General features: G+C 40.3%; 13 protein-coding genes. 11 read left to right on the top strand and 2 right to left on the bottom strand.

Going from position 1 to position 13432, the window contains the following annotated elements:
* On the bottom strand, nt 1-96 hold the full coding sequence (gene prli42, locus ACFX4N_RS16630; RefSeq protein ID WP_149917156.1) for a stressosome-associated protein Prli42: 96 nt from the start codon (nt 94-96) through the stop codon (nt 1-3).
* Between the two features lie 149 nt (nt 97-245).
* Between prli42 and mce the strand changes: the two genes are divergently transcribed.
* From mce to ACFX4N_RS16595, 7 genes are all read left to right on the top strand, one after another.
* Nucleotides 246-671 (top strand): methylmalonyl-CoA epimerase, encoded by a 426-nt coding sequence (gene mce, locus ACFX4N_RS16625; RefSeq protein WP_029320258.1) that lies wholly within the window; start codon nt 246-248, stop codon nt 669-671.
* Nucleotides 664-2214: an acyl-CoA carboxylase subunit beta gene (locus ACFX4N_RS16620; protein ID WP_013059109.1), complete on the top strand. Its 1551-nt coding sequence runs from the start codon at nt 664-666 to the stop codon at nt 2212-2214. Before mce ends, ACFX4N_RS16620 begins: the two co-directional genes overlap by 8 nt.
* 25 nt (nt 2215-2239) lie before the next feature.
* Complete coding sequence (locus ACFX4N_RS16615) at nt 2240-3358, top strand: tripeptidase T (protein ID WP_013059108.1); 1119 nt, start codon at nt 2240-2242, stop codon at nt 3356-3358.
* A 225-nt stretch (nt 3359-3583) separates the two neighbouring features.
* A complete protein-coding gene (locus ACFX4N_RS16610) occupies nt 3584-4945 on the top strand; it encodes an NAD(P)-dependent oxidoreductase (protein WP_053487727.1) in 1362 nt (453 codons plus the stop codon).
* Nucleotides 4946-4966: 21 nt separating this feature from the next.
* The gene (preA, locus tag ACFX4N_RS16605) at nt 4967-6247 is read left to right on the top strand and encodes an NAD-dependent dihydropyrimidine dehydrogenase subunit PreA (RefSeq protein WP_013059106.1); all 1281 of its coding nucleotides are present in this window, start codon (nt 4967-4969) and stop codon (nt 6245-6247) included.
* 19 nt (nt 6248-6266) lie between these two features.
* Nucleotides 6267-7685, top strand: a complete 1419-nt coding sequence (gene hydA, locus ACFX4N_RS16600) for a dihydropyrimidinase (protein ID WP_057274005.1) — start codon at nt 6267-6269, stop codon at nt 7683-7685.
* Nucleotides 7686-7718: 33 nt separating this feature from the next.
* Nucleotides 7719-7931, top strand: a complete 213-nt coding sequence (locus ACFX4N_RS16595; protein ID WP_013059104.1) for a hypothetical protein — start codon at nt 7719-7721, stop codon at nt 7929-7931.
* On the opposite strand, the gene ACFX4N_RS16590 is transcribed toward ACFX4N_RS16595, so the two are convergent.
* Nucleotides 7905-8069 (bottom strand): hypothetical protein, encoded by a 165-nt coding sequence (locus ACFX4N_RS16590; protein ID WP_157835270.1) that lies wholly within the window; start codon nt 8067-8069, stop codon nt 7905-7907. The genes ACFX4N_RS16595 and ACFX4N_RS16590 overlap by 27 nt on opposite strands.
* A gap of 258 nt (nt 8070-8327) precedes the next feature.
* Here ACFX4N_RS16590 and ACFX4N_RS16585 point away from each other — a divergent pair, with 258 nt between their 5' ends.
* The 4 genes from ACFX4N_RS16585 (at nt 8328) to ACFX4N_RS16570 (ending at nt 13419) form a co-directional block, all read left to right on the top strand.
* Nucleotides 8328-8519 carry a hypothetical protein gene (locus ACFX4N_RS16585; protein ID WP_013059103.1) on the top strand — a complete coding sequence of 64 codons (192 nt, stop codon included), beginning with the start codon at nt 8328-8330 and terminating at the stop codon, nt 8517-8519.
* A gap of 139 nt (nt 8520-8658) precedes the next feature.
* Complete coding sequence (locus tag ACFX4N_RS16580; RefSeq protein WP_013059102.1) at nt 8659-10290, top strand: PucR family transcriptional regulator; 1632 nt, start codon at nt 8659-8661, stop codon at nt 10288-10290.
* 207 nt (nt 10291-10497) lie between these two features.
* A complete protein-coding gene (locus ACFX4N_RS16575) occupies nt 10498-11967 on the top strand; it encodes a CoA-acylating methylmalonate-semialdehyde dehydrogenase (RefSeq protein WP_057274004.1) in 1470 nt (489 codons plus the stop codon).
* Nucleotides 11968-12060: 93 nt separating this feature from the next.
* Nucleotides 12061-13419: an aspartate aminotransferase family protein gene (locus ACFX4N_RS16570; protein WP_057274003.1), complete on the top strand. Its 1359-nt coding sequence runs from the start codon at nt 12061-12063 to the stop codon at nt 13417-13419.
* Nucleotides 13420-13432: the final 13 nt, after the last annotated feature.

Genomic DNA, 13432 nt, shown 5'->3' with positions numbered 1-13432 from the left:
TTAAAACCACATGGCAAGTCCCGCTAAAAGCGTAGATATTAACATGACAAGAAGCATTAAAAACACAATGGTTTTTTGGATTTTCTTATTAGACATACAACCAAAGTCCTCCTACACGTTTTTTTCTTATTTTACATGTCTTCCGCTGCTTAGACAAGCAACTTTCTGTAGATACGCCAGCAGGAGATTTCTTTTGTTTTCAAGAATATGTGTAAATGAAAACGCTTTTTTAAAGAGGTGAGAAAGTGATAAAAGGAATTGATCACATAGGAATAGCTGTAAAATCAATTGAAGGCAGCCTCCCTTTTTATGAAAAGGTATTAGGACTGTCTCTATTAAAAGTAGAAGAAGTAGAAGAACAAGGAGTAAAAGTTGCTTTTATTCAGTGCGGCAACGTAAAAATTGAATTATTAGAGCCGCTCTTTGAAGACAGTGCAGTCGGCGCGTTCATCCAAAAGAGAGGTGAAGGTCTTCATCATGTGGCTTTAGGTGTGCGCACGATTGAAGAACGGATTAACGAGTTAAAGGAAAAGGGTGTACAAATGATTGACGATGTTCCGAGAAAAGGCGCAGGGGAAGCATCCATTGCTTTTTTGCATCCAAAGTCAGCAAACGGTGTTCTTTATGAGCTCTGTGAAAAAACACTAGAGGAGGAGAAGAAACATGGTTGACATTTATGATAAATTAAATGAATTGTACGATAAGCGCCGGAAGATCGAGTTAGGCGGTGGGGACGAAAAAATTGAAAAACAGCACCATAAAGGGAAACTAACGGCACGCGAACGAATTGAAATTCTTTTGGATGAACATACATTTGTCGAATTAAATCCATTTATTGAACATCGGTGTGCGGATTTCAGTATGAATAATCAAGTAGGACCAGGAGACGGGGTAGTAACAGGTTACGGCAAGATAAACGGTCGCTCAGTCTATTTGTTTTCGCAAGATTTTACGGTATTCGGAGGCGCGTTAGGTGAAATGCATGCTAAAAAAATTGCGCACGTAATGGACTTAGCTGCTAAAACAGGCGTGCCGTTTATTGGGTTAAATGATTCAGGCGGGGCTCGTATTCAAGAGGGCGTCATGTCTCTTGATGGATACGGTCATATTTTTTATCGAAATGCCATTTATTCGGGTGTCATGCCTCAAATATCTGTTATTATGGGGCCTTGTGCAGGCGGAGCCGTGTACTCACCGGCGATTACGGACTTTGTTTTTATGGTAGAAGAAACAAGTCAAATGTTCATTACAGGACCAAAAGTAATTGAAACGGTAACGGGAGAAAGCATTTCCTCAGAAAATCTTGGAGGAGCAGCTGTTCATAACGAAATTAGCGGTAATGCCCATTTTAGAGGTGCAACAGAACAAGAGGTGCTAGAACAAGTACGAATGCTCTTAAGCTATCTTCCTCAGTCTAGCCAAGAGCAGCCTCCTTTAGCCTCAAAGGCAGAGTGTGATCATTATCGTCCGGATTTATTAGACGTTGTCCCGTTTGATGCCGTGCGCCCTTACGATGTGCGTCAAGTCATTCATCAAGTAGTGGACGAGCACTCATTTTTTGAAGTGCAAAAAGACTTTGCAAGAAATATTGTCATTGGTTTTGCCCGCATAGATGGAAAAGTTGTCGGACTTGTGTGTAACCAGCCTAAAGTAATGGCAGGCAGTTTAGATATTAACTCCTCAGATAAAGCAGCAAGGTTTATTCGATTTTGCGATTCATTTAATATCCCACTTATTACATTTGAAGATGTTACAGGTTTTTTCCCAGGTATCAAGCAGGAACATGGCGGAATTATACGTCATGGTGCTAAAATTTTATATGCATACTCTGAAGCTACCGTTCCGAAAATCACGGTGATTTTGCGAAAGGCGTACGGCGGTGCATACGTAGCTTTAAATAGTAAATCGATTGGAGCGGACCTTGTGTATTCGTGGCCGAATGCCGAAATCGCTGTTATGGGTCCTCAAGGTGCTGCAAATATTATCTTTGCAAACGACATTCGAGGTAGCGAAAACCCAGATGAAACAAGACACGAAAAAATTGAACAGTATCGCGAGAAATTTGCTAATCCTTACGTAGCGGCAAGCGCTGGAATGGTGGATGATGTTATTGATCCTAGGGAAACGCGAATAAAATTAATACAAGCGCTTGAAATGTTGCACAATAAAAAGGAAGAGCGTCCAGCAAAGAAACATGGTAACATACCATTGTAGGTTATTTTTGGAGGGATTACATATTATGATTAATGAACAACGAATCGTTGATTTATTTATTGAATTAGTACAAGTAGACTCAGAAACAAAGCATGAAGAAAAAATTGCTGTTGTACTAAAAGAAAAATTTACCGCATTAGGCGTCGAAGTAGTAGAAGATGATGCCAAAGAAAAAACGGGCCACGGAGCCAACAACTTAATCTGCACACTGCCAGCTACAAAAGAAGGCGTAGACACAATCTACTTTACTTCTCATATGGATACAGTCGTACCTGGAAAGGGTATTAAACCATCTATTGAAGATGGCTATATTAAAAGTGACGGCACGACAATTCTTGGAGCGGATGATAAAGCAGGCTTAGCAGCGATGCTAGAAGCCATCACCGTATTAAAAGAAGAAAACATCGCGCACGGCAAAATTGAATTTATTATTACAGTAGGAGAAGAATCTGGCTTAGTGGGCGCTAAAGCTCTTGATTCTAGTCTCGTAACGGCAAAATTCGGCTATGCTTTAGATAGCGATGGCAAAGTGGGAGACATTATCGTTGCTGCGCCGACGCAAGCAAAAGTAAATGCAACAATTTATGGAAAAACAGCTCATGCAGGTGTAGCTCCTGAACGAGGCGTTTCTGCTATTACGATTGCTTCAAGAGCCATTTCTAAAATGCCGCTTGGACGTATTGATGAAGAGACTACAGCGAATATTGGACGCTTTGAAGGTGGAACGCAAACGAATATCGTGTGTGACCGCGTCGATATTTTAGCAGAAGCTCGTTCATTAATTCCAGAAAAAATGGAAGCACAAGTAGCGAAAATGAAAGAAGCGTTTGAAACAGCTGCACAAGAAATGGGCGGACGTGCAGAAGTTGATATTAAAGTGATGTATCCAGGCTTTAAATTTGGCGATGGAGATCATGTTGTCGAAGTTGCTAAAAAAGCCGTGGCTAATATCGATCGTCCTTCACGCCTGCTTCAAAGCGGAGGCGGAAGCGATGCAAATGTAATCGCAGGCTTTGATATCCCAACAGTAAATTTAGCAGTTGGTTATGAAGACATTCATACAACAAATGAAAAAATTCCGGTAGAAGAACTGGTGAAGACATCTGAACTAGTAGTGTCGATTATTAAAGAAGTAGCAAAATAATAGTTGCAGCCTTGCTTTTATATAAAAGCAAGGCTTTTTACATAGTGAATAGTAAATAGTCTGAATTTTTTAACATAATGTATAATGAAGAAAAGACGGTCGTTTTGTACAATAAAGTTAGTAATACATTTTACCAAAGTAGAAGTTGAAAATAACGTATATAAAAAATATGTAAGCGCTTTCAATTTTAGTTTTATCAACAGATATCCTTGGGAGGTTGATGCAATGCGATCACAGGAAAGTTTGCAGTCCATCATTCAAAACTTTAATGAAGTAGAAAAAGGGTTGTCAAATAGAGAAGCAGTCGAAGAATCTAATCGATGTTTGTACTGTTATGATGCACCCTGTATTCAGGCATGCCCTACAGGAATTGACATCCCGACGTTTATTAAAAAAATTGCATCGGGCAATTTAAAGGGGTCTGCCGAAACGATTATGTCTTCTAATCCCGTAGGAGCAAGCTGTTCGAGAGTTTGTCCAACCGATGAACTATGTGAAGGAGCGTGTGTACTTAACCACTCAACCAAACCAATTATGATTGGAAATTTGCAGCGCTACGCAACGGATTGGGCTATTCAAAATGAACAGGTGCTGTTTGAGAAAGGAAGAGCAAACGGCAAAAAGGTAGCAATTGTTGGTGGAGGTCCGGCGGGTCTCTCTGCAGCAAGAGAACTGGCGCGATTTGGATATGACGTAACCATTTTTGAAGCGGAAAAACAAGCAGGAGGGTTAAATACATATGGAATCGTGTCGTTTCGTCTTCCTCAAGCGATTTCATTCTGGGAAGTTGAACAAGTAAAAAGCTTAGATGTAAAAATTAAAACAAACGTAAGAATTGGAGAAGATATTCTTCCAAGTGAATTGCTGCAGTCGTATGACGCGGTTGTATTAGCTATTGGTATGAGCAAGGTGCCTTCTCTACATGTTGAAGGTGAAGAGCTAGACGGTGTGTATGACGCGATTGATTTTGTGAAAAAAACGAAGTCAGAAGCGTTATCAACAGAATTTGTGGGTAAGCGTGTTGCCGTCATTGGCGCGGGAAATACTGCGATTGATGGTGCTACGTGTTCCGTGCGCTTGGGGGCTGAAAATGTTCAAATTTTATACCGTCGTACACGAGAAGAAATGACGGCTTATGATTTTGAATTTGAATTTGCGAAACAAGATGGTGTTGAATTCCGCTGGTTAACGGCTCCTATACGAATTATTGGAGATGAAAATGGTAAGGTGAGCGGGATTGAATGTGTAAAAATGACCCTAACAGATCCAGATGCAGACGGCCGCAGGAAGCCTGTTCCTGTTGAAGGTTCAACATTTACCATTCCAGTCGATGCTGTTGTTAAAGCAATTGGTCAAGAACGGTACCTGTCTTTGATTCAACAATTCCAGCTGCATCATGAAGACGGAGTTGTCTTAATTAATCAAGAGACGTTTCAAACTTCAAATCCAAAAGTATTTGCTTGCGGAGACGTTATTTTTGGTAAAGGGCAAGGAGAAGCAATGGTTGTGACCGCTGCTCAGCAAGGAAAACAAACGGCGTTAAATATTCATATGCAGTTAACAAAAGAAACAATGGAAACAGCTTAAAATCAGGAGGAGGAGAAATCTATGGCAGATTTAACAACAAATTTAGCAGGTATTCAATCACCAAATCCGTTTTGGCTGGCATCCGCACCGCCAACCAATTCAGGTTATCAAGTGCAGCGTGCATTTGAAGCAGGATGGGGAGGCGCAGTTTGGAAAACGCTTGGTGATCCGATTTTAAATGTTTCCTCTCGATTTGCTGCCGTTGGCTTCAACGGTCAGCGCGTAGCCGGCTTTAATAATATTGAGTTAATCACCGATCGTCCGCTTGAAGTTAATTTGAAGGAAATCTATGAAACGAAAAAGAAGTTTCCTAACCACGCAATTATTGCCTCCCTTATGGTAGAACCTCAGCAAGAAAAATGGCATGAGATTGTCAAAAAAGTAGAAGACGTAGGAGTGGATGGATTAGAGCTGAACTTTGGCTGCCCGCATGGAATGGCAGAACGAGGGATGGGTGCTGCCTCTGGGCAAGTCCCTGATTTGGTTGAAAAACAAACGCATTGGGCTAAAGAAGTTGCCCAAACGCCGGTTATTGTTAAATTAACCCCAAATATCACAGATATCACCGTTACAGCAGAAGCAGCGGTTCGAGGCGGTGCTGACGCTGTGAGCATGATTAACACTATTAATAGTTTAGCAGGAGTAGACATTCATTCATGGAATACAATTCCACACGTAGCAGGAAAAGGCGCTCACGGAGGTTATTGCGGCCCGGCTGTTAAGCCGATTGCATTAAATATGGTCGCTGAATGTGCAAGAAGTCCGTTTATTAACGTTCCAATATCAGGTATGGGAGGTGTTTCGAACTGGCAGGAAGCCGTCGAATTTATGCTCATGGGTGCTACAGGTGTGCAAGTATGTACAGCTGCTATGCATCACGGGTTCCGCATTGTAGAGGATATGATTCAAGGTCTCAATTATTATTTGGATGAAAGAGGAATCGAAAAAGTAAGTGATATTGTAGGGAAAGCCGTTTCAAAATATTCCGACTGGGGCAACTTAGATCTCAATTATAAAGTAGTGGCTCGCATCGATCCGGATACGTGTATTAACTGCAATAAGTGTCATATTTCTTGTGAAGATACTTCTCACCAATGTATTGATATGCTGAAAGACCCTTCAGGGAAATCTTATTTAAAAGTAAGAGAAGAAGATTGTGTAGGCTGTAATTTATGTTCGATTGTATGTCCGGTGGACGGGGCTATATCCATGGTTGAATTACCGAATGAACAGCCTCCAATGACGTGGAATGAACGCCAAGCTGCTTTACAAGCGACGGCTGCACAGCGATTAGATGTATAAAGACAAAGGGGATGAAGAAATGAAGAAAATCGTTAAAAATGGTGTGGTAGTCACAGCAACAGATACGTATAAAGCCGATATTTTAATTGAAAATGGAGTTATTTCGGCAATTGGCTCGGCATTTGAAGAGCAGGGCTGTGAAGTGATTGATGCAAAAGGCAACTATGTATTTCCAGGAGGCATCGATCCTCATACTCATTTAGATATGCCGTTTGGAGGCACCGTTACAAAAGATGACTTTGAAACAGGTACAAGAGCAGCAGCTTTTGGAGGTACGACAACTGTTATTGATTTTTGCTTAACCAATAAAGGCGAACCGCTGCAAAAAGCGATCGGCACATGGCATGAAAAATCAAAAGGAAAAGCGGCTATCGATTATAGCTTTCATCTAATGATTGGCGAAATCACGGAAGATGTATTAAATGAGCTTCCTACGATTATTGAAAAAGAAGGAATTACTTCTTTTAAAGTGTTCATGGCCTATAAAAATGTTTTTCAAGCAGACGATGCTACCCTTTATCAAACGCTAGTGCAAGCTAAAAAACTAGGGGCGCTTGTGATGGTACATGCTGAAAATGGAGATGTTATTGAGTATTTAACGGCACAAGCACTAGAACAAGGACAAACCGATCCTATCTATCATGCACTGACTCGTCCTCCAGAAATAGAAGGAGAAGCTACGGGAAGAGCCGCGGTGCTAACGGAGCTGGCTGACTCACAGCTCTATGTTGTTCACGTGTCGTGCGCTGAAGCGGTTAAAAAGATTGCTGAAGCAAGGGAAAAAGGCGTAAATATCTGGGGCGAAACGTGTCCGCAGTATTTGACGCTTGACCAAACCTATTTAGAAAAACCGAATTTTGAAGGAGCAAAATACGTATGGTCGCCGCCTTTACGTGAAAAGTGGAACCAAGATGTTTTGTGGAATGCTCTGCGTAATGGCGACTTGCAAACGATTGGATCAGATCAGTGTTCGTTTGATTTTAACGGTCAAAAAGATCTGGGAAAAGGAGATTTTACGAAGATTCCAAACGGAGGTCCTATTATCGAGGATCGCATGAGTATTTTATTTTCAGAAGGAGTAGTGAAGAAACGAATTAATATAAATCAGTTTGTTGATATAACATCAACAAAAATTGCTAAGCTGTTCGGACTGTACCCGAAAAAAGGAACAATAGCGGTTGGCGCAGACGCGGATCTGCTTATATTTGACCCTTCTGTTGAACGTACGGTTTCAGCAAACACGCATCATATGGCAGTCGATTATAGCGCATTTGAGGGAATGAAAGTCACAGGTGAGCCGGTTTCAGTACTTTGCCGCGGGGAATTTGTCGTAAAAGATAAGCAGTTTGTCGGTCAAAAAGGCTACGGACAATTTACAAAACGAGCAAAGTTTAATGAGTTAAACATGGCTAACGAAGCTGAAAAATTAATGTTATAAAAACAGATGAAGAAATAGATCGGGGGCAGGGAAATGTCAAGTTACCATGAATATATGGCAGAGCGAGAAAAGATTGATTTTTTGCTGCAAAAAGGATTCAAAATAACAGCCGTAACAGAGAATCTAAGCGGGGCATTTGTGACGTTTGAACGCACCGAAAATAACCAAGCCGAACAAGAAACCCTTCATATATTGACGGCGGATGCTAGAAAATATTTTTCATCCGTACTGATTCAACAAGTATAAAAACGAAGGCTGGGACAAAATTATTTTAGCTGAAGGAAGATCCGAACGATGAATCGTTCGGATTTTTTTATTGGTAGGGTGAACGTAGATTTCATGTATGTAGGTGCTTCTGGCTGTTGATTGGAGTAATTTAATCATGTTTCAATCTCTTTATTTGTTTACTAATACCTATAAGTTTTTTACTATATTGGCTGACAAAAGTGATCCGTTTTTGTGTTTTTTTTCGTTTTGGATGTGAAACAAAATAACTAGATATTATCCATTCACTGTATTACAGTTGTTACATTTCGTTTACATCGAAAGAGAAAAGGTTTAGTTATCTAGTAAATTGTAGTAAATATTATAGTAGAACGTTTTCAAACTAAATCTATTAAATACGAAAAGGGTGTGACACGGATGGATCAAGCTACGCAGTGTATGACACAGGAAGAAACAAAAATTATTGATAAATTAAAAATGGAAATGTTAAATGCAGTGTCACTACAAGATTTGCGTTTTTATAAAAAAGAAATTCACCGAATTAAAGAACAAGCGGTTAAACGCCACGGTTTTTTTAATAAATTACAGCAAACAGCTCAGAAGCTGTAACGATCCATTATCGTTACAGCTTTTTTCGTTTCTTTTATTAAATATTTTATTTCTTCTAAATATTTAATATAATGTAAGAAGATATAGCTTTTGTTCTACACATATGCGAAATACGCGTTAATGATCCAGGAGACATGATGTGAAATTCGCTAGGGGCGGTGTTGACTTGAAATCATATTTAACAGTAACAGAGATTTTAACAAGGAAACATTTTGTAAACTGTGAAGTAATAGCTGGAGAGAAAGGGCTTACTAATTCTGTGAAGTGGGTGCACGTGATGGAAGTGACGCGCATTAATGAGCTGCTAAAAGGAAACGAGCTCATTTTATCAACAGGGGTAGGCTGGGGAGAAGATTCTCAATCTTGTTTATCATTTCTTCAGCAATTAATTTCTTGTAAGGCATCAGGACTGTGTATTGAACTTGGCACTTATACTTCTAAGATTCCGCAAATTGTTATTGATAAAGCGAACGAATGTGATTTTCCGATTATTTTATTTCACGAGGAAGTTCCGTTCGTTGAAATTACACAAGATGTTCACTCGCTTTTAATTAATCAGCACTATCAAATGATTTCCGATTTAGAACAGTATTCTCATAGGCTAAATCAGCTGCTGTTAACAGTTAATGACCCAGCCGTCATCTTACAGTGTTTATATGAATCTACGGGGCTTCTTGTCGGCCTTAAAGTTTCAAATGAATTGCTTACCTTTGCTCCGGAGATGGACTTGCTCAAACAGCAGCTTCTACTTCATTATATAAGCAGGGAAAATGAAAGTCCGCATTTTACTGAGCAGCCTATTCATTTATTAGGACAAGATTATGCTCAGCTGTATGTTGCTTCTATAAATGAAGCCTTAACAGAACTTGAAGTGCTCACCGTTGACCGAACGGCGACTGCACTTGCTCAGCATTTTTTGAAGGACCTGTATGTCGAAGAGAAAAAAAGAGTAGATGAAACCGAATGGATGACGAAATGGATGAACGGAGAGTTAACTCTTGAACAAATAAAAGACTCTATGCACGAAGTGTGTTCAGATTCGCCTATTCGCGGAGGTGTCGTTGTTTGCTGTAAGTGGCAAAGGCGGGAGAAGTTTGATCGAACGTATTTTAAGCTGATCTTGCGAAGCATTTTTGAACAAGAAGGCTTTCACTTATTAGTCTCCGAGCGAAATCGCGAAGTATTATTTATTCTTTTGAACAAACGAATGGTTAGCACGTGGAGAGAGAGATTAGAAAACAGCCTTCATCGCTGGATGAATCAATATGAATCGGATGAAAATTCAAAGAGGAACGCCATTAGCTTTATCGGAATTGGCCAATACTGTGAACAGCTTGACTGCATGCATAAAAGCTATGAAACGGCTAAAGAAACAATTTCGATTCAAGAAATGCTGCAAAAACAAACCATTATTCATTTTTATGATGATTTGCATATGTACCGGATTATTTCGCTTTTACATCAGCATGAAGACTTACAGGAAGTGGTGTTTGAATATCTGCAGCCCGTTATTACATATGATGAAACGTATAATGCAAAACTCATGGAAACATTAAAAATTTATTTAGCATGCAACGGTTCTAAACAAGAGACGGCTAAGCGTTTATACATTGTCCGGCAAACGCTGTATCACCGTATTGAAAAACTAGAAAAGCTGCTGGGTGAAGACTTTATGGAGCCGGAAAAACGACTGGCAATTGAGTTTATGATTATGGCATATGAATATTTGTTTATGATGAAAAAGTCGCGCGCGGAATTTATAAACGGATAAGTAAGCAGCTGGAAACAGCTGTTTTTTTATGTTGAGGCTGATTTTACTATATGTTCATTTTAGTTCATGCTTTCTTCGAGTTCACTGCGCAAAATGTGAAACGAGAATCTAGAGTTGTTTCACATTTTGTCTAATGCAACCACCATTTATTTATTCAATAATAAAGGTAGATTTGTCATTTCTTATTTTTTGAGGAGGCCAAGCGATATGTCAGTTGTGAATAATGATACGCAAGTTTTAAAAAATTACGTGGGCGGAAAATGGGTTGATACGGCAGGGGAAAAATTTGGAGAGGTAATTAATCCATCGACGGGCGAAATAATTGCAAAAGTACCGCTTTCTACAAAAGAAGACGTAGCCAATGCGGTGGAAACAGCGCAAAAAACATTTGAAACATGGCGTAACGTTCCTGCTCCAAAACGAGCAAGATTAATGTTTGCGTTTCAGCATTTACTAGTTAAGCATCACGAAGAGTTAGCTAAATTAGTTGTACAAGAAAACGGCAAAGCTTTCAAAGAAGCTTACGGTGAAGTACAGCGCGGTATTGAATGCGTGGAGTTTGCCGCGGGTGCTCCTACTTTATTAATGGGGGAATCATTAAATAACATAGCGGAAGAAATTGATTCTGAGATGTTCCGTTTTCCACTGGGTGTCGTTGGCGGCATCACACCTTTTAACTTTCCGATGATGGTACCGCTTTGGATGTTCCCTCTTGCAATTGTATGTGGAAATGCGTTTGTATTAAAACCGTCTGAGCGAACGCCGCTTTTAGCAACGCGACTTGCTGAACTTTTTACAGAAGCAGGAGCACCGGATGGATTATTAAATATTGTGCACGGGGCACACGATGTCGTGAACGGATTAATAGAGCATGAAAAAGTTAAAGCGATTTCATTCGTCGGATCGCAGCCGGTAGCAAAATATGTTTATGAACAAGCCGCTGCTCAAGGGAAACGAGTTCAGGCTTTATCTGGAGCTAAAAATCATCATGTTGTGATGCCAGACTGCGATATGGATAAAGCGGTATCACATATTATCAGCTCGGCTTATGGAAGTGCCGGCCAGCGATGCATGGCTTGCAGCGCCGTGGTCGTGGTTGGTGAAAAAGGCGATGAATTCGTCGCAAAATTAAAGCAAAAAGCAGATGAATTAATTATGGGAAGCGGCTTTGATGATGAAGTGCTTCTAACGCCTGTGATTCGAAAAGAGCACCGTGATAAAGTGCTGGATTATATTGAACTTGGCATGAAAGAAGGGGCGGAACTCATTCGTGACGGACGTAAAGAAATGGATGAGCATACGGAAGGCAACTTCTTAGGGGCAACAATTTTTGACCGCGTAACTCCTGATATGACCATTGCTAAAGAAGAGATTTTTGCACCTGTACTAAGCTTGCTTCGCGCTGACACATTAGATGAAGCACTTCGCTATATGGAAAAATCCCGTTTTGGAAATGGAGCAACGATTTATACAAAAGATGCAAAAGCGGTGCGTCAATTTAGAGAAGAAGCAGATGCGGGTATGCTCGGTATTAACGTAGGAGTACCTGCTACAATGGCCTTCTTCCCATTCTCCGGTTGGAAAGACTCTTTTTACGGAGATTTGCATGTCAACGGCAAAGACGGTTTGAACTTCTTTACACGTAAAAAGATGGTTACATCACGCTTTGACTTTTAACATATAGATGAATATAGCAAGTGGCTTCGGCATTTTGTCGAAGTCTTTTCATACAGAAAAAAATACCGCGCTAGCGATTTGGGAGTGGATAAGATGGTACAGGTCAGTCAAAATGAAAAAGATCTGCGTGCAAAAGATGAGCAGTATGTATGGCATGGAATGAAACCATACAGTCCGGATACAACGATGGTAGCTACAAAAGCAAAAGGTGCTTGGATTACAGATGAACAAGGAAATCGCTATTTAGATGCAATGGCAGGGCTTTGGTGTGTAAATACTGGGTATGGACGGGATGAGTTAGCGCTCGCAGCTTATGAGCAGCTAAAAGAACTGGCTTATTTTCCACTCACTCAATCTCACGTACCTGCTATCAAACTGGCAGAGAAGCTAAATGAAATGCTAGGTGATGACTATGTTATCTTCTTTTCAAATAGCGGATCTGAAGCAAATGAAACGGCTTTTAAAATTGTGCGTCAGTATCATCAGCAAAAAGGAGAGCATTCTCGCTACAAATTTATTTCGCGTTATCGAGGGTATCACGGAAATTCAATGGGCGCACTAGCAGCAACGGGCCAAGCTCAGCGTAAATATAAATATGAACCGCTTGCCCCTGGCTTCATTCATGTTGCCCCGCCTGATTCGTACCGAGGGCAAGATGACTACGATGCACCGAAAGAGAAGCTTCAATCTGTAAAAGATATTGACAATGTTATGACGTGGGAGCTAAGTGAAACGATTGCCGCTGTTATTATGGAGCCAATTATTACAGGAGGAGGAATTCTTTTACCGCCTCAAAATTATATGAAAGGCGTAAAAGAAACGTGTGAAAAACACGGTGCACTTTTAATTGCAGATGAAGTTATTTGCGGCTTTGGACGTACAGGGGAAGCCTTTGGTTTTATGAATTACGATGTAAAACCAGATATCATTACCATGGCAAAAGGAATTACAAGCGCATATCTTCCGCTCTCTGCAACTGCTGTTAAAAAAGAAATTTATGAAGCGTTCAAAGATAGCGATCAGTACGAGTATTTTCGCCATGTTAATACATTTGGAGGAAGTCCAGCTGCGTGTGCACTGGCATTAAAGAATTTAGAAATTATGGAGAGAGAAAATCTTTTTGGCCGTTCTAAACAGCTCGGGGCTTACGTATTAAGTGAGCTAACGCCGCTTATTGATAGCCACCCATATGTTGGAGACGTAAGAGGTAAAGGGCTTTTAATTGGAATTGAACTTGTAGCTGATAAACAAACAAAGGAACCGTTAGACGTTAATCTTGTAAATGAAGTGATTGCTAAATGCAAAAGCAAAGGAGTCATTATTGGGAAAAATGGAGCAACGGTAGCCGGTTATAATAATGTTCTCACGCTCTCGCCGCCGCTCAACATTGAGGAAAGTGATATTGAGCTGTTATTAGCTACTATTACGTATGCGCTTGACAGCATCAAATAGGTAAGTTTGCAAA

The sequence above is a fragment of the Priestia sp. YIM B13551 genome, from assembly GCF_042787905.1.
Classification (GTDB): domain Bacteria; phylum Bacillota; class Bacilli; order Bacillales; family Bacillaceae_H; genus Priestia.
Note: the sequence above shows the minus strand (reverse complement) of the source record. Positions and strands in the feature narration are given on the sequence as shown.